This window comes from Bacillus sp. FSL M8-0277 (assembly GCF_037975305.1).
GTDB lineage: Bacteria > Bacillota > Bacilli > Bacillales > Bacillaceae > Bacillus > Bacillus pumilus.
Genome location: NZ_CP150255.1, coordinates 2,155,773 through 2,179,514, shown reverse-complemented (window position 1 = coordinate 2,179,514; position 23,742 = coordinate 2,155,773). Strand labels below are relative to the sequence as shown.

The following is a 23,742-nucleotide window of genomic DNA, read 5'->3' as shown; positions in this document are numbered from 1 at the left end:
TCCTTGACGCAAAACTAGTCAAGGAGTTTTTGTTTTTAATTGGCTGTTTGATAATAGGAAACAGGTTGCTTCGCTGCGCACCATACATCATAGATTGCAAGCTGCACAATATGCGGTTCATCATGATGAATATAGTGCGAGCTGTTCTGCGCTTGAATCCATCCGCTTTGGGATGACAACGACAGCATCCGTTTATGAAGTCTGAGCCAAGCCTCGTGCGCTGGATGAAACAATCGGCTCTTACCTGATGAAATGACAAGAAGCGGCATCATCCCATAATGGGTTTGTTCCTCTTTTATTGTGCTGAGCATTTGCTGAAAGTCCTCATGCGTACATTCTGCTGTAAATTGCGCCATATATGAGGTGCGTTCTTCTTTTGATAAAAGAGGGAGGATGACCTGTTCTTGCTCCTCACTTGCCGGGTCTAACAGCACCATGCCAATGACCTCATCTCCTCTGCGGCTTGCCCATAACCGGCTGACAAGAGAGCCAAATGAGTGAGCCACAATGAGAAAGGGCGGCTGAATATTGGCTTCTTCTAGCAGTGCATCTAAATCATCTGCAAGATCATGCAATGTTCTTCCTTCACTACTGTCACTGCTTTTTCCATTTCCTAATCGATCATATAAGAAAACCCCAAGCTCAGGATCAATATCACGGGCCATATTCGACCACGTATCACCCGAAATGCCGTAGCCTGCTTCAAAGATAATGGTGGCTTGCCTTTTGCCCTGACGATGTTTTGTATAAAAATGATGTCCATCTATATGATACATTCTTTCAATCATTGCCGAGTTCATTCTTCCATCTCCTCTAAGTGGTTCTTTAGCTAAAAGACGGCACAAAAGGCAGATATGTTTCTCTTAAAAACAAAAAAGATGCCTATTTCAAAAAATAGACACCTTTTTCCTATGCATTTTTACCAAGCGCGGTCATATTGACGCGGGCCTTCGATGGATGTACGAAGCTCTTGGGCAGCTGTTTTTGGAAAGTATGGATCCCGTAAAAATTCTCTGCCTATAAAAATTAAGTCTGCACGCTGATTTCGTAAAATCTCCTCTGCCTGTACACCAGATGTGATCAGACCGACAGCACCTGTTTGGATACCGGCACCTGCTTTGATTTTTTCTGCGAAGGTGACTTGGTAGCCAGGGAATGTGCTGATTTTTGCCTGTACGACAGCGCCTGAGCTGACATCGATTAAGTCGACACCTTGTTCCTTCAGCCATGTAGCAATGCCAATGTAATCGGCAATATCAAGTCCTTTTGTCGTGTAGTCAGAGGCAGACACACGGACAAATAATGGTCCGTTCCATACTTCATTGACTGCATCGACGACTTCTCTTAAGAAACGATAACGGTTCTCTGGTGAACCGCCATAATCATCTGTTCGGTGATTTGCCAGCGGTGAAAGAAATTCATTAATCAAATAGCCATGCGCCCCATGAATTTCAATGATGTCAAAGCCGGCTTTTTTTGCCCGGACAGCTGCATCCTGAAACGCCTGAACGGTATCTTTGATTTGATCGACGGACATCTGGGCAGGGATTTTAGACTGTTCATCAAATGGAAGGCTAGATGGTGCCAGGATGTCACCATCTAGTTCAGCTTTACGTCCTGCATGAGCCAGCTGGATGGCTGTCTTGGTTCCGTATGCTTTGATTTGTTCGTTTAATGAAGCGAAGCCTTCAATGTGCTCATCACTCCAAATCCCGAGGTCTTGATCACTAATTCTTCCCTCGGGGGAAACGGCACTTGCCTCCACCATGATCAGGCCAGCTTGACCTTGGGCACGGGAAATATAATGTGTAAAGTGGAAAGGCTGTAATTTCCCATCACGATCATAGGATGAATACATACACATCGGGGACATTACGATGCGGTTTTTCAGCGTAACACCTTTTAATGTCCAAGGTGAAAAGAGCTTTGTTTCCAAATACCTTCGCCTCCTCATAGAATTGTATAGCCGATTATAACAGCCATTCAAACTTTCGTCATAAAAGGTGCTCAAAGAATATAGCTTTTATGCACGTTTTTGTATAATGGAGAAATAGAGAAAGCAAAGGGGGAGAACGAATGAAATGGCAAACAGAGAGTGAACGAAAGGAACTGCTCACAGCTCTTATGCAGTATGAAAGCATATCGGGTACAACTGGGGAAGTGGCGTTAGCTGAATATTTATATTATTTACTGAGGGAGCGGCCTTATTACAAGCAGAACCCTGATCATTTGGCTTTGCATCCGATGAAAGATGGCCGGTATTATTTAACGGCGCTTGTAAAGCGCAGTTCGCTTTCTCGTACCGTTTTGCTGCTTAGTCATTTCGATGTCGTCGATACAGAAGATTACGGTGAATTTCAAAACATGGCATGCAAGCCAGAGGAGTTAATGGCGTCATTTTCTCAAAAAAGTGCGCTTCTCCCAAAAAGAGCAAGAGAAGATCTAGCTTCAGGTGACTGGTTATTTGGAAGAGGTGCCATGGATATGAAGGCAGGTCTTACTGTACAGCTGTCTATGCTTGAAAGAGCGATGACAGAGACATTTGATGGAAATGTCCTACTCGTCACAGTCCCGGATGAAGAAGTGAATTCTCAAGGAATGCTTGAAGCTGTTCCAAAACTAAAGGAGCTTAAGGAAAGGCATGACCTTGACTATACCGCGTGCTTAAACAGTGAGCCTATGTTTGAAAAGTATCCAGGTGATGAACATTATTATATGTATACAGGCAGTATAGGGAAGGTGCTGGCCGGATTTTTCTGCAAAGGAATTGAAACACATGTAGGAGAGCCGTTCTCAGGCTTAAATGCGAATTTTATGGTATCTGCATTAAATCGGCTGTTAGAGCTGAATAGTGATTATTGTGAGGAAGTAGATGGTGAAGTCACGCCGCCCCCAACCAACTTAATGCAAAAGGATTTAAAAGAAGCCTATTCCGTTCAAACACCTCACACAGCTGTTTCTTTATTTAATGTGCTGATGATGAATCGTTCAAGTGAAGAACTGCATGGGCTTCTTTATGACACGGCGAAACAAGCAGCAGACCAAATCGAAGCTGATATTAAACAAAAAACAGCAGAATTTCAGCGCTTTAAACCTTTTACACCGATTGATACGAGGATTACCGTTCTCACGTATCATGAGCTGTATCAAAAAGCTGCTGAACGCTCAGGTAAACAGGAGGTTGAACGCATTGTAAACTATGCGTTCGCCAATCGAGGTGAGCTTGGAGATCGTGATTTTTCAACCAAAATCGTCTCTGAGCTGACGACGCTTTGTAAGGAAGATGGGCCGCTCATTGTTCTATTTTATAGTCCACCATTTTATCCAGCGGTTTCCTCAACGGAAGATCCGCATATCCAAGCAACCTTAAAGAGGATTCAAATAGAGGCAAAGAAGAGTTATGGACTTGAAATAGAAGAAGTGAAATATTTCCCGGGATTATCTGATTTAAGTTACTTACAGCTCGAAAAACAGGAAGTAGGTCATTACACGACCAATATGCCGCTTTATCAAAAAGGCTATTCTTTACCAGAAGGAGAAAAGGGAGCACTTTACGTTCCAGTTATTAACGTGGGTCCATTAGGAAAGGACCCGCACAAATGGACAGAGCGGCTGCACATCCCGTTCTCATTCGGCATTTTGCCAGAATTACTAGAATCAGCGATTCATGCTTTGTTAGAGAAAAAGTAAGTCTTGTTTATGTATGAGATCTCTAGAGCCTTTGAAAGCTTATGTGCTTTTGAGTCGAGGATGTAGAGTAAATGAAGGTTAATGAGGAAAGAAGAAGTGGAGAGAATGTTTCATTACTTTAAAATAGATAAAGGGAGCCATAGGCTCCCAATTAGGATTATACTCGTCTACCCTCATAATGAGCTGTCCAAGTTCCATCAGAATTTTTAGTGATGCCTTTTAGATACCATTTAATCCCATCTTGTTCGAACGAATTGGCAAAAATACCAGTATTGTTGGTAATATCCCATGTGTAAAGTTGAGCTTTAAAATCACTTGTAACGTGGACATCCTCTGCGTTAGAATGTGCACTTGTAGCAAATGCAGGTGCTGCGGAAAAAAGTAAAGCGAGTGACAATGCGGATCCAGTAAGAACCTTAACTAATTTCATTTAAAACACTCCTCTTCCTCATTTTGTGGTACATATAAGTAATTCTACATAAGGTAATATATTCTTTGTTAATATTTGTTAATTATTTGTGAAAAATCACTCATTAGATAAAAATAAAAAGCACCTGTCATCAAAACAGGTACTTTTCTCTATCATTTATACGTGCTTGCTGAAAACATTTCGTTTAATTCTGCTGCACGTTTTGTTGCGGTTTTGACACAATCGACAACGGCTTCTTCAAATTGATAGGCAGCAAGTGTGTTCAGGCCGGCTTCTGTCGTTCCGCCTTCACTTGTGATTTCTTTGCGCAGTTCAGCAGGTTCTTTACCGCTGCTTTGAAGCATGTTTGCGGCGCCCGCAATCATTTGGCAGATGAGCAGCTTCGCTGTTGCTTGGTCCATCCCAAGTTCCGAAGCGCCTCGCTCCATTCCTTCAATCAAATGATAAATGAAGGCTGGACCGCTTCCTGCAATAGCTGTAACAGCATTTAGCTGTGATTCATCTAATACCGTCACATGACCGATCGTTTCAAACAGCTCGATTGCTTTATTCTTTTGATCCTCTGTCACTTCTTGACTGACAGAAATGCCTGTTGCTGATTGCTGAATGGCGGCTGATGTATTTGGCATCGCGCGAACCACCGCAGTCTTCTCGCCAGCATAGTGTTGGATCGTTTCAATAGAGATGCCCGCTAAAATCGAAATGATCAGCTGCCCTTGTAAATGAGGCCGAACTTCAGATATCCCGCTTTCAGCATCTTTCGGTTTTAAAGCAAATACGAGAATATCCGCTTCTTCATAAATAAAAGAACGAGAGAAATCCGTTTTGACCCCATAACGCACCTTTAATTCTTCTAGACGTTTTTCATTCGTTTTGTTTGTGACAATAATATCTTCGTTTGACATGATGCCGCTTTTTAATAAACCTTTCATCATCGACTCTGCCATTGAGCCTGCACCAATAAATCCAATTTTACTCATAAGCCGCTCCTCCTTGTAGAAAATAAAAAAACCTCTCGCCTGAAAAGGACGAAAGGTTTTTCGCGGTACCACCCTCAATTAGCATGCAAATATGCATACTCAGCTCTAGTCCCTTAACGCGGGAAACGTTTAGGTTTGCCTAACAGCTCAAAGGGCAGGTTCAGCAAATAAGAGGATGGTGAGGTCTTACAGCCGGCGGACCTCACTCTCTTGCATCATTATTTTGCTTACTAATCCTTGTCATCACGCATTTTATATTTGTTGTTCATTATGCAACGATGGACAAGTTTGTGTCAATAGGGACAGATAAAAAAATTGACCGCCTAAACCGCATGACAGTCTGCCCTTTGCAGGATACAATGAATAAAGAAGACGGAGTTACAATGAACCATGAGTCAAAAAGCAGGAGATGACATAAAAAAGTGAAAGAAGACATCATTCAATTATCCATCCCGACACCATTTGCTGTTGGAGATGTACATGCATATATTTTAAAAGGAGAAGCTGTGACCTTAGTAGACTGCGGGCCGATGACAGAAGAGGCGGAGCACGCCTTTGTCACGCAATTACAGGAGCATCGTTTATCAATAGACGATATTGATCAAGTGGTGTTGACCCATCATCATGCAGATCATGTCGGTCTTTTAAATCTGATGAAACCTCATGTCCGTGTGATCGGACATGAGTTAAATGAGCCGTATATTAGCCAGGACCCTGTGTTTAAAGAGCGTCAAATTGCTTTTATGGAACGATTTTTTCAGCAGTTAGGTGTGCCGCTTCGCCGAGGTGAATGTGAAAGAATCGTGAAGCAATCTTATACATATTCCTGTACTGCACATGTAGATGACGTCATCAAAGAAGGCGATCGATTGAAAGGACATGAACACTTCTTTGTGATGGAAACACCGGGACATGCACAATCTCATCTTTCCTTTCTAGATGAAACAACGGGCCACTTCATTGGTGGAGACCTTCTTTTAACGACTATTTCCTCAAACCCGTTAATGGAAGCGCCGTATGAAGGGGAGGAACGCCAAAAATCGCTGCTTCAATATAAAGCATCACTCAATCGATTACTTCATCTGCCGATCAAGACGATTTATCCAGGACACGGGCTGCTCATCACGTCTCATCATGAATTAATCAAAGAAAGATTTAAGAAACAAGAAAAACGGGCAAATACGATGTATCAGCTACTCAAACGAAAAGAAATGACTGCCTTTCATCTTTGCCGCAAGCTATTTCCAGTGCTGTACGAAGAGGCCTTATTTTTAACGATGTCAGAGACAGTAGGGCAGCTGGATGTCCTCTTAGAAGCTGGACAAATTGAAGAAGTGCAAAAAGATGGAATTCTCTATTACAGGGCAAACTAAGGAGTGAAACGCATGGGGCGATTAACAGGAAAGAGAATATGGATTACTGGCGCATCTGGTGGCATTGGTGAAAAAATGGCGTATTTGGCAGCAGAAGAAGGCGCAGAGATCATGATTTCAGCAAGACGAATTGAAAAGCTGACGGGTGTAAAAGAAAAGATTATGAGTGCTGGCGGAGTGTGTCACATCGTGGAGCTAGATGTCAGTCACCTTGAGGACATTGATCGCGCATATGAAGAAGTGGGGGCTGTTGATATTTTGGTTAACAATGCCGGTTTCGGTGCGTTCGATCTCGTTGAAGATGCGTCCATTGAGGAAATGGTGTCGATGTTTGAAGTAAACGTGTTTGGTTTAATCGCCTGCACGAAAAAGGTCATTCCAGAGATGAAACAAAGAGGACACGGACATATTATCAATATTGCCTCTCAGGCAGGAAAGATTGCCACCCCGAAATCAGCCATTTATTCTGCATCCAAGCATGCCGTCCTTGGTTTTTCAAACAGCCTCAGAATGGAGCTGTCAGACATCGGCATTCACGTCACCACAGTGAATCCAGGACCGATTGCCACTGACTTCTTTACCATCGCCGATCGCAGCGGTGAATATGTGAAGAATGTTGAATTCATGATGCTTAGTGCGGACAAGGTGGCTGGGAAGGTCGTATCCGCTATGATGACGAAAAAAAGAGAGATTAATCTGCCTGGATGGATGAACGCTGGCAGTAAATTGTATCAATTATTCCCATTTTTATTTGAAAAAGTAGCACGAAAAGCGATGATGAAAAAATAACAAAAAAGAAACCAGTTGTGAACTGGTTTCTTTTTTTGAAGTAAGCTGCCATTGTGACCGTTTTTTTATCTCCGCCTTGCTGCTTGCTGAAGCGGGTCCCACACACTGTTAAAAGGCGGTGCATAGCTAATATCTAAATCTTCAAGATCTGTTATGGTTAGCTGTTGGTAAAGAGCAGTTGCCATCACATCGATCCGTTTATCTACACCGTTTCTTCCGATGATTTGGGCACCGAGCAAGGTGTAGTCATCACTTCTGTAAATCAGTTTGATTTTCATTTTCTGCGCATCTGGATAATATCCAGCGTGATCCGTACTGTCAATGGTGATGGAGGAAAAAGGAATGTCAGCTGCTTGTGCCTCCTTTTCAGATAAGCCCGTTCGTCCCGCTGTCATGCTCATAAATTTCATGACGGCAGTTCCAGTCACGCCTTGAAACGCCCGGTTTGTTCCCGTCATATGAAAACCAGCGATTCTTCCTTGTTTATTCGCCGTTGTACCGAGCGGAATATAATCGAGTGATTGTTTGATGCGGTGATAAGTGGCTGCGCAATCCCCGGCAGCATAGATGTCTTTTACATTGGTTTGCATGTATTCGTTTACAACAATGGCACCATTTGAAAGTCGTTTGATTCCTGTTTTGTCTAAAAAAGAGGTTTGCGGGGTGACGCCGATGGCCATGATAACCATATCTGTTTTTATGGTTTGTTTGTCTGTTTGAACAGCTGTGACACGTGACTCGCCCTCTAATGTCTGCACGGTTTCCCCGAGAGTTACGTGAATGCCTTGGGCATCCGCCTCTTCTTTCAGGTTCTTTGCCATATCGGGGTCAAAGCCCGGACCAAGTGTTGAACCCCGCTGAATAATATGTACATTTTTTCCTAGTTCCTTTAAATTTTCAGCCATCTCTAAGCCGATATATCCACCGCCAATGATCGTGACATGTGTGATATCTTGTTTTAAGTGGTCTAAAATGGACAGCGCATGCGGAATGGTTTTTAATACGTGTACGCCTTCTAGCGGCTGATTATTTAAATTCAGTGTGACGGGACTTGCTCCTGTCGCAATTAAGAGGCGGTCATAGCTTTCGGTAAAGGGTTCTTTTGTTTTCGTATGATGACCTGACACCGTTTTTTGCTTTGGGTCAATGGAGGTCACTTCGTGTAAGCATCGAGCATCAATTCCGTATTTGTCGCGAAATGTTTCAGCGCTGCGTGCAATCAGCTTGCTGTGGTGATCAATGAGACCGCCGATCAAGTAGGGGAGGCCGCACTGTCCATATGAGAAAATCTCTCCTTTTTCAAAAGCGACAATATGTGCATCTGGATCCTCTCGATATATTTGCATAGCACAGCTCATTCCTGCTGCATCTCCGCCAATGATCACATATTTCATTTGGTGTGCTCCCTTCTATCTATCGAACTGAATACTCTTATTTACCCTCATTTTCCTTTTTTTAATGCTTTTTTTCGCAAAAGAAGCAAACTTTAGTGGAAAAATAAAGACAGCGCCTTCATTTTAAGCTACAATCGGATTATCGTCTTTTTGGTTACGAGTTTAGTGAAGATTGGTGGGAAAGACTTTGAGTGACACGCGACTAGATTTTAATACTTTATATACACGTCATACAAGAGAGGCTTGGTCTGCTCTTGGAGAATATATGCCGGTATCTGTTTCAGAAGAGGAAGCAAGAGCACTTCAAGGATTAAATGACTATTTATCGCTTGAAGAAGTTCAGGATATTTACATACCACTTATTCGTTTTCTGACATTGCATGTCTTTGCAGAAAAACAAAAAAATCAGCATGTGAATGCCTTTTTAAACTACCCACACCATGCGAAAATTCCTTTTTTAATTGGGATTGCTGGAAGTGTGGCTGTCGGGAAAAGCACAACGGCCCGTATCATCGAAACGCTTTTATCGAGGCTTGGAGATGGACTGAAAGTGAGTCTTGTGACAACAGATGGCTTTTTGTATCCTCAAAAAGAATTAAAGGATCGAGGACTCATGGAAAAGAAAGGCTTCCCAGAAAGCTATGATGTCAAAGCCTTGTTGTCTTTTTTAAACGAATTAAAATCAGGGAAACAAACTGTGCATGCCCCGGTATATTCGCATCTGACCTATGACCGGCTTGATGGTGTGTATGAAACGGTGGAGGATGCCGATATTGTTATTATTGAAGGAATCAATGTGCTGCAATCCCCAGCGCTGGATGATCTGAAGGATGAACCGCGTGTGTTTGTATCAGATTTCTTTGATTTTTCGATTTATGTAGATGCTGCTGAAACGCAAATTCAATCATGGTATAAAGAACGGTTCCGTTTGCTGAGGGAAACAGCTTTCCAAGATCCTGAATCCTTCTTTCATCAATACAAAGATTTGACGGATGAAGAGGCAGATCACATGGCAAGCACAATTTGGAATACCGTCAATCGCCCTAATTTATATCAAAATATTTTACCGACAAAATATCGAGCTGATCTCATTTTGAAAAAAGGTGATCAGCATAAGGTGGAAGAGATTGCTATCCGCCGAGTATAAAGAAAAACCGCTCAAACGTGAGCGGTTTTTTTAATGATCTCCACTGACTTTCACAGCGATGGCAGCTGCGGATCGCTTTTTCAGGCGGTAGTATCCAATGAGTAGGAACGGAACACCTGCGATGGTGATGATCGACAAGACTGAAAAAATGGAGAAGGGATGGGCTGCGCCAAAATAGTCAATGCACAGTCCGCCGACAAATGGTCCGATGACGCTGCCGAGCTGAGAAAATCCCATCGCGCCAAAGTACGACCCCTTGACTTCTGGCTTTGCCACATTGTCTACAAATAGATCCATCATCGCAAACAGCAGAACCTCCCCAATTGTAAACACGACAATGATGAAAGCAAGCATGCCGAGACTCTGTGAAAAAGCAATGGCAAACAAACTGCCCGCAAGAAGAATATTCCCAGTGGTGAGCGACAAAATGGTGGAGTAGCGTTTGGCGATCATGATGAGCGGATATTGTACGACAATGACAACAACTGCATTTAAAGATAAAAGGTATCCAAACAGTTTCGGACCATCCTCAATCATAGGCGAAGCGGATAAATATTGAGGCAGCGTTGAGCTCAAATGCGAATACCCGAACGAACATAAGGTAACGCCGATGAGGATAATGCTAAAGACCGTATCTTTTTGGATAATGGAAAGGGCTTTTTTGACCCCAATTTGTTTCGTGTTTTCTGGAGCAGCAACTGGATGTTTCTGAAATTGCCAGGCCAGCGTTAATCCGTATAACAAATAAATGAAGGCAGCGACGAGAAATGGAAAGGTTGTTTTCGATGACCCGAGATATAAGCCAAGCAGCGGACCGAAGATGACCCCTATGTTAATGGCTGTATATCGTAAATTAAACACAAACAACCGAATACTTGACGGGGTGACATCAGATAAGAGCGCCTTAGATGTTGGTTCAAACAGTGCCCGGCACAGTCCGTTTAAAGCGTTCATGATAAAGAAGACCCAAATGGCGTCTGCAAATGCAAAACCAACAAAGACAAGTGTCCAACCGAAGATTGATAGAAGCATGACCTTTTTTCTTCCGATACGATCAGAAATATATCCACCGTAAAAACTCGCAACGATCCCAATCAGAGAGCTAACGGCAATGATTAATCCAGCAGAAGAAGCTGAGGCGCCTTTGACTTGTGTTAAATAAACGGCCAAAAAAGGAATGCTCATGGACGTCGCCATTCGGCCAAATATGGTGCCGATGATGATCGTCCAACTAAGCGGATGTAGCGTACGTAAGTTATTTTTCATGCTGTTTCTCCCCTGAGTTTGTAAGATGTTCCAATCATACATGAAAAATTGTGCAAATTAAATACACAATTTGATGGAGGGGACATCCGCCATATGGCAGAGAAGTTTGATTGGCTCGTATTTGGAGACGCGTGCTTTTTTCTGCTGGTGCTTTTATGCCACTGATTCGCGCGGTCATTTGACCCCATTTAATCAAGGTCGATCGCGACGATTTGCTGCAAGGACAGGTTGAGAACATCTTCATCATTGACGATTTTTATGCGCTGCGTTTCATAATGAATGGCTTTGACCCAGCCCCAAAACTGCTCTTTTCTACCTGCTGCGGCATATGTCACGCAAATCGCTTGATCCTCAGTAATCGACTGTGTGATCAAAAAATTCATTTCTTCCAGTTGATCGGTGCTCAGCGGGGGAGGGGTGTATTTTTTTTTCTGCCGTTTTTGAGCAAGCAGCTGCTCCCGGTGCTCTGGAAGCATCATTCGGCTTGATTCCCACATGAGGTTGTATCCAGGTGTTAATTTATTGGGATTCATGGCTGTTCGCCTCCGTTATTTGTAATGTCCGCCAATTTTTTCGGCGCGGTGATACGCCTGCCCTGCGCTTGTCAGTGACGAAGCGTGCAGCAGGGCAGCAGGTCCATACTTTATGTGGATCGCATCAAATACTTTGCTGAGTTTGTCTTTTTGAACATGATGATCAAATAAAGTTAGCTGATACTGGCTGTCAGACTGCAGCTGTGAGAGAGTAATACCGACACTGCGAATGGGCTGACCATCCCAGTGCTGCTGGCATAGCTGAATGGCTGCCTCTGCAATATCTGTCCCGTACTGTGTAGGTGAATGAAGCTTGATTTGTCTATGAAATCCGGTCGGGTGAGAAAAATCAGCGCCTCTCACGCCAACAGACACTGTTTGCCCAAGATAATGCTTAAAGCGTGCACGTCTTGCCACCTCTTCGCTCAATTCAAGAAGAGCGACTTTGATATCCTCAAAAGACGCATAATCATGTGGGAGAGTCATATGATGTCCCACCGCTTTTTGCTCATTATGTGTGTGAACGGTGACCGGAGAGGGATCATGCCCTAAAGCTGTTCGCTGCAAAAGCTCTCCGTTGATTCCCCAGCGTTTTTTAAGCCGGTCTAACGGATAAGCAGCAAGCGTCCCAATGGTACTGATGCCCATTCGTTTTAAATGGTGCTCCATTCGTTTACCAACGCCAAATAATTTTCCAATCGGAAGCGGCCATAAATCAGCCGCAACACTGTCTGCGCGAAGTTCATAAATGCCAGATGTGTTTTTTTTAGCAAAATGGTCACAGGCCATTTTAGCGAGCACTTTATTAGGACCGATGCCAACACGTGCGTAAATACCCGTCTGATTCATAATGGTTGTTTGTATATTTTGAGCGATCTCACGGGGAGAACCGAGTAGTGTCAGGCTGCCTGTAATATCGAGAAATTGTTCATCAATTGAATATGGTTCGACAAGATCTGTGTATTGTTCAAGCAGCTCTGTGATCATGACAGAGATATCAAGATAGCGCTGCATACGAGGGCGTACGACGACAGCTTCAGGGCATTTCTCCTGTGCTTCCCATAATCTGGATGCATTTTGGACGCCCCGTTTTTTAGCGAGCGGGCAGGCGGCAAGTACGACTCCGCTCCGCCGCTCAGGATCTCCAGAGACGATGAGCGGCACATCCTTCAAGTGGGGAGCCTCCACTTTTTCGACTGACGCATAAAACGATTGCATATCCACAAGCAGAATGGCTCGTTCATTCATTATTTTCACCTCTTAGAACGTATGTTCTGTTTCTATTTTAACCGTCAGGAGGCGAAATTGATACTGGTAAATCATTCAAAGAAAAGAGTATAAATCCATACAAAAAAAGACGAAGTGGAAGACACTTCGTCTCATTTGATGCAACATATTTTAAGCATGTGCCAAGTTGTGGGATGTTTGGAGCGGCTCAGAACGCAAACGATAGGCCATCAGTTTTTTCTTAGGCTTATGTGTAAACTGCCGCACCACATCCACGTGGTCATCGTAATGATACAGATAAAGGGTCACATCATGCTTGCCAAGCTTTGTTTGCATGGTAAGAGGCGCCGGCCCTTCCTGCGGATGAAGAAAGCGCTCTTCATCACCAGGATAAATATAATAGCGTTCAATAAAGATCGCATCATTAAAATGTTGAATAATTTCAGATGTTTGTTGATCATTGAGCGGACGATCTTCAAACATGATCGTTGTTTGATCACTTGTTACTTTTGCATGCACTGCATAACGACTAAAAAGGCGTTCCACAACACCAGAAGGCAGCGAAGTGACAAGAAGCTTTAAAAGACTAAACACAACAAGTGAAGTAACAATCCAAACCAATATCATCATCTCCAATAAACATTTGTTACATTTCCTATATGAACCATCTTAACATACCAAAAGAATGAAACTTTCGCACAAAAAGTGAACTTTTTGAAATAAGTGTGAAGATTTACAAGGAGATGACGGCGAAAGAACGAAATCAACAAAGCTGAAAGGAAAAAAGGCTGCCACGTAATCTTTACAAACAATAAATCGGACAGGTAGACTATTGAAACAACAGTTTTTTGTAAAAAAAGAGAGCGGTAAGCCAAAAATGAAAAGGGGCGAGGTCATCATGATACGTCAAGTGAAGCCGTCAGATTTTTACGCCGTCACATCCGTCATCCAAAGCTGGTGGGGAGGTAAAGATTTGCGCGCAACATTGCCGAAGCTATTTTTTGAACATTTTCAGCAAACAAGTTTTGTCGTCGTTGAAAAAGGTGAACTGATTGGCTTTTTAGTCGGTTTTTTATCGCAATCTCGTTCAGATGAAGCGTATATTCACTTTGTTGGGGTACATCCAGATCACCGGAAATTAAAGATCGGAAAAATGCTGTATCAAGCCTTTTATGATGTGGCAAAACAGGAAGGAAGAACAACCATTAAAGTGGTAACAGCACCTGTAAATAAAGTATCAATTGCCTATCATGCAAAATTGGGCTTTCAAATTGAAAAAGGGGATAAAACTGTAGAAGGAATCTCCGTGTTTTCAGAATATGAAGGAATAAATGAAGACCGTGTTTTATTTGTGAAAAAGTTAGAGGCGATGTCATGATTGTCAATTTAGATCAAACAATAGGAGATGTAGCAAAGCAGATCTTACATATTCAACTAGCTGCATACCAACAAGAAGCTGAACAAATTGGCTATGCCGATCTTCCGCCATTAAAAGAGACCATTCAAGATGTAATGAAAGCAAAAGAGCAATTTATTGGTTTTGAGCAAAAGGGAATCTTACTAGGTGTTGCCTCTTATGAAGAGCAGAAAGATTATTTGATCATTAGTCGATTGGCTGTGCATCCCAAAGCGCTAAAGCAGGGTATTGGAACAAGACTTATGTCTACAATTATGGAGAAAAATGTCCCTATAGAACTGACCACTGGGCAAAAAAACACCCCTGCAAAAAGGCTATACGAAAAGTTAGGATTTGTTGAAACAAATGTGATTCATGTTGCAAAAGAGCTCACCTTATCAAAAATGAAATGGACACCGAGGCGAAAGGTTGAGGTTGTCGAATTCAAAAAAGAATGGCATGAAGAATTCCATCAAGAAAAGCAGCGACTCAAGCAAATCATTCAAAAGAGCTGGATAGAAGGACATCATATTGGTAGTACGTCAGTTGAAGGACTTGTTGCCAAACCCATTATTGATATCTTAATAGAAGTAAGTCATATAAAAGAGATCGATAGAAAAAGAGAGAGATTTGAACATCTTGGATATCAAGCGCTCGGTGAAAATGGCATAAAAGGGAGACGTTTTTTTCAAAAGGGTGGCTTGAATCGTACGCATCATGTCCATATTTATGAGAGAAATCATCCTGATGTGAAAAGGCATTTATTGTTTCGAGATTACTTAAGGGCCCATCCAGAACGAGCTGTAGCGTATGCGTCTGTCAAGGAACAATTAGCAAATCAGTATCGGGAAGATATACAAAGCTATATGGCAGGAAAGAATGAAATCATAAAAGTAATAGAAAATGAGGCATATCGCTGGGATAGAAAAGGAGGAGAGGAAGCTCTTAAATAAGCTACCTCTTTTCCTCGTTAATTAGGAAGCTGAACATTGCCTTTTACAGTATAGGCCTGTGAAGCAGCAGTAGATGGAAGAGCGGGTAATTTATCCTTTACGATGACCCCGCGGATATCTGTGATTCGAACAGGAAGAGATTTAGACCCCATATTAAATCCAAGGAAATGGTTGTAGTCTGTCTTTTCCATGTTCACCCATTGTCCATCTTTGTAATATTCCATTTTCATAATCGGATATTTATGATTGCGCACTTGAATCGCAGCCCACCACTTACTGCTACCTTCTTTTATTCTGTAAACTACATTTCCGCTAATCGGTGCTTTTACAATTTTCCAACTAATTGGGATTTTCCCATCTGCCATATTGCCGATTTTGGCAAAGGCATTATGAGAAAGATCAAGAGCTCCTTTCGCTCCTTCTGGATATTTATCGGTTACATACACAACGGTTTTTCCTTTTGGACCCTTTACTTCAAGGTAAGCCCCTGCAAGTGCCGCATTTATCCCTTTATAGTTATAGTCATGGGGATTTAAAGCCGTAATTTTCATGTCAGATGGAATAGGATCTAATAATGCGGCGCCCCCTGAGTAACCAGATCCCGTATAAGTTGCATAGCTTTCTCGTACTTCATCAAGGACAGATGCCGCTTTCATGTTTGGCACAGCGAAACTCAACATCAATATCAGTGCCCCGATGAAGCAGAGAGATAATCTTTTTTTCACGATCTAAAACCTCCTGTTTATTCTTTTAAAATTGGTAGCGTCATAAGTATAATTCTAAAAAACAAGAAGCAAAAAGAGCCAATAGATAGATATAATCATAGTGAGAAGAGCGTGTATTTCAAAGAATATGACTTTCGGATTTAGTCGTGTGTCATGTTTTATGGTGTTTTATGTGTTACAATGTAAGCATCAATTTAAAAAGGATGTTCGCCATGTATATTCACATCACAGAACAGGCTAAAACATATATAGAAAAACAGCAAACAGGAAACGAAACTAAGGAATTACTGCTTCGCTACGATTCAGAAGGTTGTGGCTGTGCAGTGAGTGGCGTACCAATGCTTTGGTTAACAAGTGAAAGAACAGGTGAATGGGAACAACTTAAAAATAGCCAACATTTAAAACTATATATACACATTGCACAGAAGGTATTCTTTGATGAGGAAATGACCATCGATTTTAATGAAAAAGCCAATACATTGATGCTGAAAAGTCCTCAGCAAATACTCAGTCCAAGAATGGGCATACTTGTAAAGTAAGGTGGAAACGTAGTGGATCAGAAGCTTAGAGTGATACAAAACACGGCACAAAATAAAACATGGGTGTCGTTTTTAAATAACAATCATCCCTATACCCTTTTGCACTGGTCAATAGGTGGAATGGATTCGGTGAAAAAGGATGTTTGGCTTCTTCAGGATGAAGTCACATTTGAAACGGAAGAATTCCCAACGCTCGAATTAGCTGTCAATTGGATCAAAGAGAATATGGAACAGGTAACAGATGTATTATAAAAGCCCTTTTTGACAAAAGGGTTTTTTTCGTGTCTTCATCATCTCATTAAACAACTGGGAACGTCTAATCTGAAAAATGATCTTTTGCAACGCAAAAAAACTGTTTTATAACAACCAATTCGACAAAACGAGAAAAATAGACATGAAAAAATCGTGGATATAAATGCCGAAAAATAGGCAATGGAAGCGGTTATTGCGGGATACCGAAAACTTTGCGAAAAATGACATTTCATATTTCTTCCATTCGAGGAAATATGATAGAATACAACATGTATCGTATATGAGAAGGGAGGTGCTAAAGTGAATTGAAGCTCAAGCTGTCATCGCCTCAGGTTGGAATCAAAATAAACGAATGGTATAGGCAGATTTGCGGATTTCATGTCATGAAAGCAGAGAAGCTGAAGGCCGAGATCGAGCAGGAAATTCTGGAGATGGAGCAAGATCAAAACTTGTTGCTGTTTTACCAGCTGATGGATTTTCGCCATAAGGTGATGCTTGAATATTTTGAACCGGCAAAGAAAGCCTCAAATGATGAAGAAATTAAAAACCTGCTAGAAACGATCGAACATTCGCAAACGAAATTAACGGACATGCTTGAATACTATGTTCATTTTTTCACAGGAATGTTTGAGTTTGAACAGCAAAACTATTTAAGTGCCATTGCCTATTACCGTTCAGCAGAAAAAAAGCTCAATCTCATATCAGATGATATAGAAAGAGCAGAATTTTACTTTAAATTAGCTGAAATATACTACCACATGAAACAAACCCACTTTTCGATGCACTATGCCTTGCAAGCGTTAAATACGTACTCTGCCTACAGAACGTACACGCTGAGAATCATCCACTGTGAATTTGTCATCGGTGCAAACTATGATGATTTGAAATGCTATGAACATGCATTGCCCTACTTTAAAAATGCTCTAAATCGAGCACGATCGATTGGAAACCCTCGAGTCATAGGTTCGGCCCTTTTCAACTTAGGTAACTGTTATTACCAAATGAACGATCTTGCGGAAGCAAGCCGTTATCTGAAAGACTCTCTTGAAGTGTTTGAAAAGGAGAATTTAACCCATCTTAATCGCTCTCTAGACCCACTATTTATGCTCACCCAAATCCTGTTTAAACAAAAACAAATAGAAGAGTCGTTAACCCTCTATCAAAAAGGTATTATGAAAGCCTGTGAATTAGAAGATGAAATTTACATCTGCAAATTTCAGTTCTTAAAAGCATTATACGTTGATGCAGAAATAACGATCATAGACGATACATTAGACCTGCTCGAGGACAAGCGCTTATACCCAGACATTGAGGAATTGGCACTTGATGCGGCTCATTATTACAATGAGCTTGGACTGTATGAAGCATCGACACGGTTTTACGAACGGAAGATTCAAGCCATATCAAAAATTCAAAATGGGGGTCATTTATATGAAAACGAGTTTGATAGTTCTTTTATTGGCAGCAACTGCAGGATTATCGGTCATGAGTCAGCAGCAATCGGAAGAGAGTCATATGGAACTGGCGGGCAGACACCATACAACAGTAGTGACTATCGCATAAGTTAGCTCAAAAAGAGGAGACGAACCACTGTTCATTCTCCTCTTTTATCTTCATTTGATTCAAATGGTTGAAGGAATAGTTGAACTTCTTGTTCGTAAGCTTCTTTATTTTCACTAAAAGACATCGCGTGTGCCCCGTGCGGCGCTATAAATAGTTGTTTATCACCTTTTTTTCGAGCATATAGCTGCTGACTCTGCTCGCATGGAATATAGTCATCATGAAGACTATGGATAAAAAGCACAGGTTCTCTCACCTGATCGATCACATCCAGCGGTGACACTTGCCGAATGCTGTATCCATCCCGCCATTTTAACACTCGATCACTTAGTGGAAGAATCCATTGACCTGAAAGACGAAAATCTGTTTTTAATCGATAGAGAAGCTGATCCTCAAAAGAAGCAAAAGGACAGTCAGCTATGTAAAAATTGGCGCTTGCTTCCGGCTTTGCGGCATATAACAAAGTCGTGACTGCCCCCATAGATTCTCCATGTATTCCGATAATGGCATTTTCCCCAAGTTTTTGTCTAAGCCACTTCACGACCTTCGCTAAATCTTCTTTTTCGTAGTATCCATAACTCGTGGTTTTCCCGCCACTCATTCCATGTCGTCTATGATCATAAAGCATCACATTCCATCCAAGCTTTTGGAATAATTTCATATACTTAACGGAATTTATTAAACTGACTGTGACGCCATGACAAAGTACAATGGTGCGTGTTGTATGCGGATGCGGCACAAAATAGCCATGAAGATCATAACCAAATGCTGAAGGAATACACACTTTCTCTTTGTTAAGATGTTGAAACTCTTCATGATGATAATGCCCTTCATCTGATTCTCGTTTGATGAGCTCTTCATCTGTTAATTTTCGAATATACATCATTTTGTTGGTGAAAAAAATGCCGATTGCAACGAGCGGACATAATATGAAGGCAAGTATAGCGATCCATTTTTTCATCTAGCTGATTCTTCCTTTCCGAGGTTTTTCCTATGACGATCATACCACATGTTGGGAGATTGGCGTGACTCTTGCTCAGGAAATAAAACGGATGATACACTTAGAGGCAAAAGGAGAGAGGCACAATGAAAAAGAACAATGATCAAGCGAAATTAAAGGACGGCATAAACGAAAATCTCAAACAGCAGCTTCTTCAAATGAAGCAGAATCTGGCCGCCGAGACAGAAAAAAGAGAAGAACAAAAACGACAAGACCTCCTTCGGCAGCAGAAAGAAAAAGAAAAAAACAAAAGCTTCTCCGAGCTGCTAGATGAAAGTCATTTGGACTGGAGAAAATATAAAAGCTAAAAAAGGGAGCACTGATGCTTCTTTTTTTATGTCATCATTGAGGTTGATCAACACGCAAGTGCTTCCGGTTCCTTCGATTCCTCCTTCATTTAAATCCCTTTTTATAACAAATATAGTATTTAAGACCCTTTTGATAGAAGGTCGTACTACTTATAATGAAGGTGTATTACAATATTTGGGAACGGAGATGATTTACATGAAAATGAGAAAAACAATGGCTGGAGTCGCTTTATCTTTAGGATTGCTTTTACCTGTTTCTGGACAAGCTCTTGCTACAAATGAATTAACGAATGCGGATTTGCGTACAAAGGCTACTTCAATTGTAGATTGTTCTGTAACTCCTTTTAAAGGCGCAAGTAATCGATTATGTATGTATTCGGATAATGGTTCTTTTGCAAATAGTTTCAGTCGTTTTGGTACGACATTTTATCTTAAAGGCAAATCTGGAAATTATGCATATTACGAAAGTGCAAGATAAGACAACGGGGCCTTTAGCCCCTCTTTGCTTTTGTCTGTCGAATATGAAAAAGAGATCACATCAGATGATCTCTTTTTATCTCATTTAAACCGGTGCGCGTCGTACATAGATGATTTTGTATAGTAAGTCAATGCTTTTACTTCTTGGTCACTTAAAGAACGTGCATTGGCCGCTGCCGCATTTTCTTTTAATTGTTCCACCGAGCTTGCGCCAAATACAACGGAACTGACCGCAGAATGCTGAAGCAAATATTGAATGGAGAGCTCTGTGAGTGATAGGTCATAAGCGACTTTCTTTAAAGAAGGAATGATCTGCTGTAGCTCGTCAAATGAATATTGAAGATAGCCGTTTTTTTGAATCGCTGCACTTGCTTGTGAAAGTGGTTTTTCGGTTAAAAGCCCTTTTGCTAAAGGTCCTCTTGCCACAACACTAATGCCTTGTTCTTCAAGAAGAGAGAACCATTCCTCTGGACGGCGGTCGAGTAAACTATATTGCATCATGACGCTGACGATGTTTGATTTTTTGGCGTATTCTTTAATGACGTTTGGACGGATAGAAGAGATGCCATAATAGCGAATAACGCCTTCTTCCACTAATTCTTCAAAAGCCTCAATCGTCTCATCGATAGGGTCATCGATCGTGCCTCCGTGCAGTTGGTATAAATCAATATAATCTGTTTGCAGCCGCTTGAGGCTTTGTTTTACGGCTTCTTTTATGTATGCCTTTGAAGGGTCCCAGTCCCAGCCAGATTTGCCTTTTTCAAAGCGGTTGCCGCCTTTTGTGGCCAAAATTAAATCTTGCCGCCTGTTTTTAATCGCTTCCCCGACAATTTCCTCATTTTTCCCAAAATCATATAAATCGGCTGTATCCAAATAATTAATTCCAAGATCAATGGCTTCATCTAATAAAGAGAGCGCTTTTCCTTTTTCTGTTCCTAGGGACATACATCCTAGAGCCGCTTCGCTCACCAAAAGATCCGTTGTACCAATTCGTCTTTTTTTCAATTCCATCACACTCCTATTCCTTCACATTAAGTGAAAAAAATCTGGAATTCAAGCTAGGTGACTTCAAGTGGCGCATTGAAGCAAGCGTCCGCATTTCGCTTCTCTTAAATCATCTATGTTAAAATGAATGAAGTAAAAAGTGAAAGTAGAACGAGGAGCTGACAAAATTGAAGGACTTTGAAGAAAAAACATTATCGACTAAAGAATTATACAACGGAAAAATCATTGATTTGGTTCTTGAAGATGTACAATTGCCAAATGGAAAACAAGGCAAACGCGAAATCATCAAACATCCTGGTGCAGTAGCCGTCATTGCTCGGACAGACGAAAATAAAATCATCTTGGTCAAGCAATACCGTAAAGCACTAGAGAGAGCCATCGTTGAAATTCCGGCTGGTAAATTAGAGCCAGGGGAAGAGCCGGCACATACAGCACTACGAGAATTAGAAGAAGAAACAGGATACACCACTCAGAAGCTTCAAAAGCTGACAGCCTTTTATACATCACCAGGTTTTGCAGATGAAATCGTCCACATGTATCTTGCAGATCAGCTAGTTCAGCTTGAAGAAAAAAGAGAGCTGGATGAAGATGAATTTGTTGAAGTGATGGAAGTTTCATTAGAAGAAGCCTTGCACCTCATTGAAAAGCAGCATATTTATGATGCAAAAACAGCCTATGCCATACAGTACTTACAACTGCAAGAGGTACTTAAGTCAACAAAATGAGGGAGTTTTTTGCAGACATCCATATTCATATCGGCAGAACAAGAACAGGCAGAGCTGTTAAAATTACAGGTGCAAGGTCACTGACAATTGACCAAATTTTCATTGAAGCAACGCAAAGTAAAGGGATGGGGATGATTGGTGTGATTGATGCACAATCTCCAGAAGTCCTAGAAGAATTAATAGAGGGTGTAGAAGAAGGCAAGTACACTGAACTAAGTGATGGCGGTCTATCATTTGAACAGACCGTGCTGCTTTTAGGCAGTGAATTAGAAATTAACGATAACCAATCAAAAGGTCCGATTCACGTGCTTGCATTTATGCCCACACTGCGCAAAATGACTGAGTTCTCCGCATGGCTCGCGCTTCATATGAAAAATGTGCATTTAAGTTCACAGCGCCTCTATGTGGATGGGAAAACACTTCAGCATAAGGTCAAGGAGCTAGGAGGCTTATTTATTCCTGCTCATATTTTCACTCCTCATAAAAGCTTATTTGGCAAAGGAGTCAGCACGTCTTTAACGGAAGTATTCGATCCGGACCTCATTGATGCTGTTGAACTAGGACTTAGCTGCGATACGTCAATGGCATCCCAGTTAAGCGAACTGAACCGTTATCCCTTTTTAACGAATTCAGACGCTCATTCTTTAGGGAAAATCGCGCGAGAATATACAAAAATCCGCATGGACCATGCCTCTTTTGCCGAATTCAAACTAGCCCTTGAAGGGAAAGAAGGGAGAGCCATCACAGGAAATTATGGGCTCGCCCCGCGTCTTGGGAAGTACTATCATACAACCTGCGAGAAGTGCGGAGTAAGACCTCGCGCGCTAGATCAAGAAAAGTGCCAAGCATGCGGACATACCCGGATGACAAAAGGAGTGAGCGAGCGTTTAAAGGAGCTTGCTGACCAAGAAAGTGACAATGGAACAAGACCTCCTTATGTTCATCAGCTTCCACTTCAATTTATTCCGGGTGTTGGAGCCAAAACGCTGGAGAAGCTAAAAGCCGTGTTTCACACAGAGATGAATATCCTTCATCAAGCAACAGAACAAGAACTAAAAGCTGTCCTGCCAGAAAAAACAGCCAATTACATCATCAAAGCAAGAAAAGGTGAAGTCGAACTGATCGCTGGCGGGGGCGGAGTATACGGTAAGGTGGATATCAATCATGAATCAAGTTAACTGGACATGTGAAACGTTTGAACAATTGACAAAAGAGGATCTTTACCTGATTTTAATGGAAAGAGTCAATGTGTTTGTTGTTGAACAAACATGCCCTTACCCTGAAATTGATCACCGGGACCAAGAAGCGCTTCATCTGATGGCAAAAGAGAACGGCACGATTGTGGCTTATTGCCGAATTTTTCAAAGCGGAATCATGTACGAAGAGGCGTCCATTGGCCGCGTTCTTGTGACAGAGGCAGGTCGAAAAAAAGGCTATGGAAAAATGCTACTTAGCAAGGCTTTGGAAAAGCTGAGTGAATTAGGTGAAGCAAGTGTCAAAATTCAGGCGCAGGCCTACCTGAAGTCGTTTTACGAATCCTTTGGTTTTAAGGCCGTTTCAGATTGTTATGATGAAGATGGAATTCCCCATCTTGATATGGTGAAAACAGAAAGATAGGCGTGTATACGTCTATCTTTTTTATGTCACATCGTGTATCATAACGTCAACGAAAGGGGTTTTGCCAAATGGGAAAAAGCAATGCAAAGAAAAAACGAGAACATATTGAAAGGCAGCACAGTCGAAACCCGGAACTGTCGAGAGGAAACATGCCGCACTTTAGTACACATGAAAGAAAAACAAAAACAAAACAAGAAGCCTTGCAGCACATGATGAAAAAACATAAAAGAAGGAATGCTTATGATCACTATCAAGAGGATCATAAGCATTTTTATTTTGCTTTTTTGTGACAACTAATTCAAATAAATGGAAAAATTTTAAAAAATAGGACAAACGGTCGTTTCTTTTTGTCTAAA

The 23,742-nt window shown here is 41.6% G+C and carries 27 protein-coding genes and 1 other annotated feature; of the genes, 15 read left to right on the top strand and 12 right to left on the bottom strand.

Going from position 1 to position 23,742, the window contains the following annotated elements; translation table 11 throughout:
- Window positions 1-35: 35 nt before the first annotated feature.
- A complete protein-coding gene (locus MKZ05_RS10880; RefSeq protein ID WP_003216052.1) occupies window positions 36-800 on the bottom strand; it encodes an alpha/beta hydrolase in 765 nt (254 codons plus the stop codon).
- A 119-nt stretch (window positions 801-919) separates the two neighbouring features.
- Window positions 920-1,936, bottom strand: a complete 1,017-nt coding sequence (gene namA / locus MKZ05_RS10875) for an NADPH dehydrogenase NamA (protein WP_339160104.1) — start codon at window positions 1,934-1,936, stop codon at window positions 920-922.
- A gap of 140 nt (window positions 1,937-2,076) precedes the next feature.
- Here namA and MKZ05_RS10870 point away from each other — a divergent pair, with 140 nt between their 5' ends.
- Window positions 2,077-3,690: a M20/M25/M40 family metallo-hydrolase gene (locus MKZ05_RS10870; RefSeq protein WP_339160101.1), complete on the top strand. Its 1,614-nt coding sequence runs from the start codon at window positions 2,077-2,079 to the stop codon at window positions 3,688-3,690.
- Window positions 3,691-3,847: 157 nt separating this feature from the next.
- Here the strand turns inward: MKZ05_RS10870 and MKZ05_RS10865 are convergent, their stop codons facing one another.
- Window positions 3,848-4,120, bottom strand: coding sequence for an antimicrobial peptide LCI (locus MKZ05_RS10865; RefSeq protein ID WP_137055006.1), 273 nt, complete (start codon window positions 4,118-4,120; stop codon window positions 3,848-3,850).
- Window positions 4,121-4,272: 152 nt separating this feature from the next.
- Window positions 4,273-5,100, bottom strand: coding sequence for a pyrroline-5-carboxylate reductase (proC, locus tag MKZ05_RS10860; protein ID WP_058014745.1), 828 nt, complete (start codon window positions 5,098-5,100; stop codon window positions 4,273-4,275).
- A 41-nt stretch (window positions 5,101-5,141) separates the two neighbouring features.
- Window positions 5,142-5,353: a binding site (T-box leader), on the bottom strand.
- A 169-nt stretch (window positions 5,354-5,522) separates the two neighbouring features.
- On the opposite strand from proC, the gene MKZ05_RS10855 reads away from it, so the two are divergent.
- Together MKZ05_RS10855 and MKZ05_RS10850 are read left to right on the top strand one after the other, a co-directional pair.
- Window positions 5,523-6,473 (top strand): MBL fold metallo-hydrolase, encoded by a 951-nt coding sequence (locus MKZ05_RS10855; RefSeq protein WP_339160097.1) that lies wholly within the window; start codon window positions 5,523-5,525, stop codon window positions 6,471-6,473.
- A gap of 12 nt (window positions 6,474-6,485) precedes the next feature.
- Complete coding sequence (locus tag MKZ05_RS10850; RefSeq protein WP_137055009.1) at window positions 6,486-7,262, top strand: SDR family oxidoreductase; 777 nt, start codon at window positions 6,486-6,488, stop codon at window positions 7,260-7,262.
- A gap of 65 nt (window positions 7,263-7,327) precedes the next feature.
- Here MKZ05_RS10850 and MKZ05_RS10845 read toward each other — a convergent pair whose 3' ends face one another.
- Window positions 7,328-8,656: a CoA-disulfide reductase gene (locus MKZ05_RS10845; RefSeq protein ID WP_339160094.1), complete on the bottom strand. Its 1,329-nt coding sequence runs from the start codon at window positions 8,654-8,656 to the stop codon at window positions 7,328-7,330.
- A gap of 187 nt (window positions 8,657-8,843) precedes the next feature.
- On the opposite strand from MKZ05_RS10845, the gene coaA reads away from it, so the two are divergent.
- Window positions 8,844-9,803, top strand: coding sequence for a type I pantothenate kinase (coaA, locus tag MKZ05_RS10840; RefSeq protein WP_034620396.1), 960 nt, complete (start codon window positions 8,844-8,846; stop codon window positions 9,801-9,803).
- 30 nt (window positions 9,804-9,833) lie between these two features.
- On the opposite strand, the gene MKZ05_RS10835 is transcribed toward coaA, so the two are convergent.
- The 4 genes from MKZ05_RS10835 to MKZ05_RS10820 all read right to left on the bottom strand — a co-directional run bounded on the left by MKZ05_RS10835 (window position 9,834) and on the right by MKZ05_RS10820 (window position 13,450).
- A complete protein-coding gene (locus tag MKZ05_RS10835; protein WP_003215590.1) occupies window positions 9,834-11,069 on the bottom strand; it encodes an MFS transporter in 1,236 nt (411 codons plus the stop codon).
- Between the two features lie 188 nt (window positions 11,070-11,257).
- Window positions 11,258-11,602, bottom strand: a complete 345-nt coding sequence (locus MKZ05_RS10830) for a YolD-like family protein (protein ID WP_003215746.1) — start codon at window positions 11,600-11,602, stop codon at window positions 11,258-11,260.
- Window positions 11,603-11,617: 15 nt separating this feature from the next.
- The gene (locus MKZ05_RS10825) at window positions 11,618-12,850 is read right to left on the bottom strand and encodes a DNA polymerase IV (protein WP_339160091.1); all 1,233 of its coding nucleotides are present in this window, start codon (window positions 12,848-12,850) and stop codon (window positions 11,618-11,620) included.
- Window positions 12,851-13,000: 150 nt separating this feature from the next.
- Window positions 13,001-13,450, bottom strand: coding sequence for a YfmQ family protein (locus tag MKZ05_RS10820; RefSeq protein WP_050943810.1), 450 nt, complete (start codon window positions 13,448-13,450; stop codon window positions 13,001-13,003).
- A 277-nt stretch (window positions 13,451-13,727) separates the two neighbouring features.
- Here MKZ05_RS10820 and MKZ05_RS10815 point away from each other — a divergent pair, with 277 nt between their 5' ends.
- Window positions 13,728-14,207, top strand: a complete 480-nt coding sequence (locus MKZ05_RS10815) for a GNAT family N-acetyltransferase (protein WP_034620502.1) — start codon at window positions 13,728-13,730, stop codon at window positions 14,205-14,207.
- Window positions 14,204-15,178, top strand: a complete 975-nt coding sequence (locus tag MKZ05_RS10810) for a GNAT family N-acetyltransferase (protein ID WP_268458365.1) — start codon at window positions 14,204-14,206, stop codon at window positions 15,176-15,178. The genes MKZ05_RS10815 and MKZ05_RS10810 overlap by 4 nt, the downstream gene beginning before the upstream one ends.
- Before the next feature lie 17 nt (window positions 15,179-15,195).
- Here MKZ05_RS10810 and MKZ05_RS10805 read toward each other — a convergent pair whose 3' ends face one another.
- Complete coding sequence (locus MKZ05_RS10805) at window positions 15,196-15,903, bottom strand: expansin EXLX1 family cellulose-binding protein (RefSeq protein WP_044141052.1); 708 nt, start codon at window positions 15,901-15,903, stop codon at window positions 15,196-15,198.
- Between the two features lie 212 nt (window positions 15,904-16,115).
- Between MKZ05_RS10805 and MKZ05_RS10800 the strand changes: the two genes are divergently transcribed.
- The 3 genes from MKZ05_RS10800 (at window position 16,116) to MKZ05_RS10790 (ending at window position 18,262) form a co-directional block, all read left to right on the top strand.
- On the top strand, window positions 16,116-16,442 hold the full coding sequence (locus MKZ05_RS10800) for an iron-sulfur cluster biosynthesis family protein (RefSeq protein WP_003215572.1): 327 nt from the start codon (window positions 16,116-16,118) through the stop codon (window positions 16,440-16,442).
- Between the two features lie 12 nt (window positions 16,443-16,454).
- Window positions 16,455-16,694, top strand: coding sequence for a YqkC family protein (locus MKZ05_RS10795; protein ID WP_003215790.1), 240 nt, complete (start codon window positions 16,455-16,457; stop codon window positions 16,692-16,694).
- A gap of 305 nt (window positions 16,695-16,999) precedes the next feature.
- Window positions 17,000-18,262 carry a tetratricopeptide repeat protein gene (locus MKZ05_RS10790; protein WP_003215654.1) on the top strand — a complete coding sequence of 421 codons (1,263 nt, stop codon included), beginning with the start codon at window positions 17,000-17,002 and terminating at the stop codon, window positions 18,260-18,262.
- 26 nt (window positions 18,263-18,288) lie between these two features.
- Here MKZ05_RS10790 and MKZ05_RS10785 read toward each other — a convergent pair whose 3' ends face one another.
- On the bottom strand, window positions 18,289-19,215 hold the full coding sequence (locus tag MKZ05_RS10785) for an alpha/beta fold hydrolase (protein ID WP_339160087.1): 927 nt from the start codon (window positions 19,213-19,215) through the stop codon (window positions 18,289-18,291).
- A 125-nt stretch (window positions 19,216-19,340) separates the two neighbouring features.
- On the opposite strand from MKZ05_RS10785, the gene MKZ05_RS10780 reads away from it, so the two are divergent.
- Window positions 19,341-19,562 carry a YqkE family protein gene (locus MKZ05_RS10780; protein WP_003215614.1) on the top strand — a complete coding sequence of 74 codons (222 nt, stop codon included), beginning with the start codon at window positions 19,341-19,343 and terminating at the stop codon, window positions 19,560-19,562.
- Complete coding sequence (locus MKZ05_RS10775) at window positions 19,525-20,040, top strand: antimicrobial peptide LCI (RefSeq protein ID WP_249118256.1); 516 nt, start codon at window positions 19,525-19,527, stop codon at window positions 20,038-20,040. The genes MKZ05_RS10780 and MKZ05_RS10775 overlap by 38 nt, the downstream gene beginning before the upstream one ends.
- Before the next feature lie 80 nt (window positions 20,041-20,120).
- Here the strand turns inward: MKZ05_RS10775 and MKZ05_RS10770 are convergent, their stop codons facing one another.
- The gene (locus tag MKZ05_RS10770) at window positions 20,121-21,044 is read right to left on the bottom strand and encodes an aldo/keto reductase (RefSeq protein ID WP_339160082.1); all 924 of its coding nucleotides are present in this window, start codon (window positions 21,042-21,044) and stop codon (window positions 20,121-20,123) included.
- 167 nt (window positions 21,045-21,211) lie between these two features.
- Between MKZ05_RS10770 and MKZ05_RS10765 the strand changes: the two genes are divergently transcribed.
- The 4 genes from MKZ05_RS10765 (at window position 21,212) to MKZ05_RS10750 (ending at window position 23,676) form a co-directional block, all read left to right on the top strand.
- A complete protein-coding gene (locus MKZ05_RS10765; protein WP_003215785.1) occupies window positions 21,212-21,769 on the top strand; it encodes an NUDIX hydrolase in 558 nt (185 codons plus the stop codon).
- A complete protein-coding gene (locus MKZ05_RS10760) occupies window positions 21,766-22,947 on the top strand; it encodes a TIGR00375 family protein (RefSeq protein ID WP_339160080.1) in 1,182 nt (393 codons plus the stop codon). Before MKZ05_RS10765 ends, MKZ05_RS10760 begins: the two co-directional genes overlap by 4 nt.
- Window positions 22,934-23,386: a GNAT family N-acetyltransferase gene (locus tag MKZ05_RS10755; protein WP_137055019.1), complete on the top strand. Its 453-nt coding sequence runs from the start codon at window positions 22,934-22,936 to the stop codon at window positions 23,384-23,386. Before MKZ05_RS10760 ends, MKZ05_RS10755 begins: the two co-directional genes overlap by 14 nt.
- Before the next feature lie 68 nt (window positions 23,387-23,454).
- Window positions 23,455-23,676, top strand: coding sequence for a hypothetical protein (locus MKZ05_RS10750; protein WP_003215884.1), 222 nt, complete (start codon window positions 23,455-23,457; stop codon window positions 23,674-23,676).
- Window positions 23,677-23,742: the final 66 nt, after the last annotated feature.

Coding starts and splice junctions, on each gene's coding strand:
- MKZ05_RS10880 (WP_003216052.1), bottom strand. CDS start 800: ATGAACTCGGCAATGATTGAAAGAATGTATCATATAGATGGACATCAT.
- MKZ05_RS10870 (WP_339160101.1), top strand. CDS start 2,077: ATGAAATGGCAAACAGAGAGTGAACGAAAGGAACTGCTCACAGCTCTT.
- MKZ05_RS10865 (WP_137055006.1), bottom strand. CDS start 4,120: ATGAAATTAGTTAAGGTTCTTACTGGATCCGCATTGTCACTCGCTTTA.
- proC (WP_058014745.1), bottom strand. CDS start 5,100: ATGAGTAAAATTGGATTTATTGGTGCAGGCTCAATGGCAGAGTCGATG.
- MKZ05_RS10850 (WP_137055009.1), top strand. CDS start 6,486: ATGGGGCGATTAACAGGAAAGAGAATATGGATTACTGGCGCATCTGGT.
- MKZ05_RS10845 (WP_339160094.1), bottom strand. CDS start 8,656: ATGAAATATGTGATCATTGGCGGAGATGCAGCAGGAATGAGCTGTGCT.
- MKZ05_RS10835 (WP_003215590.1), bottom strand. CDS start 11,069: ATGAAAAATAACTTACGTACGCTACATCCGCTTAGTTGGACGATCATC.
- MKZ05_RS10830 (WP_003215746.1), bottom strand. CDS start 11,602: ATGAATCCCAATAAATTAACACCTGGATACAACCTCATGTGGGAATCA.
- MKZ05_RS10825 (WP_339160091.1), bottom strand. CDS start 12,850: ATGAATGAACGAGCCATTCTGCTTGTGGATATGCAATCGTTTTATGCG.
- MKZ05_RS10815 (WP_034620502.1), top strand. CDS start 13,728: ATGATACGTCAAGTGAAGCCGTCAGATTTTTACGCCGTCACATCCGTC.
- MKZ05_RS10810 (WP_268458365.1), top strand. CDS start 14,204: ATGATTGTCAATTTAGATCAAACAATAGGAGATGTAGCAAAGCAGATC.
- MKZ05_RS10800 (WP_003215572.1), top strand. CDS start 16,116: ATGTATATTCACATCACAGAACAGGCTAAAACATATATAGAAAAACAG.
- MKZ05_RS10785 (WP_339160087.1), bottom strand. CDS start 19,215: ATGAAAAAATGGATCGCTATACTTGCCTTCATATTATGTCCGCTCGTT.
- MKZ05_RS10780 (WP_003215614.1), top strand. CDS start 19,341: ATGAAAAAGAACAATGATCAAGCGAAATTAAAGGACGGCATAAACGAA.
- MKZ05_RS10775 (WP_249118256.1), top strand. CDS start 19,525: ATGAAAGTCATTTGGACTGGAGAAAATATAAAAGCTAAAAAAGGGAGC.
- MKZ05_RS10760 (WP_339160080.1), top strand. CDS start 21,766: ATGAGGGAGTTTTTTGCAGACATCCATATTCATATCGGCAGAACAAGA.
- MKZ05_RS10755 (WP_137055019.1), top strand. CDS start 22,934: ATGAATCAAGTTAACTGGACATGTGAAACGTTTGAACAATTGACAAAA.
- MKZ05_RS10750 (WP_003215884.1), top strand. CDS start 23,455: ATGGGAAAAAGCAATGCAAAGAAAAAACGAGAACATATTGAAAGGCAG.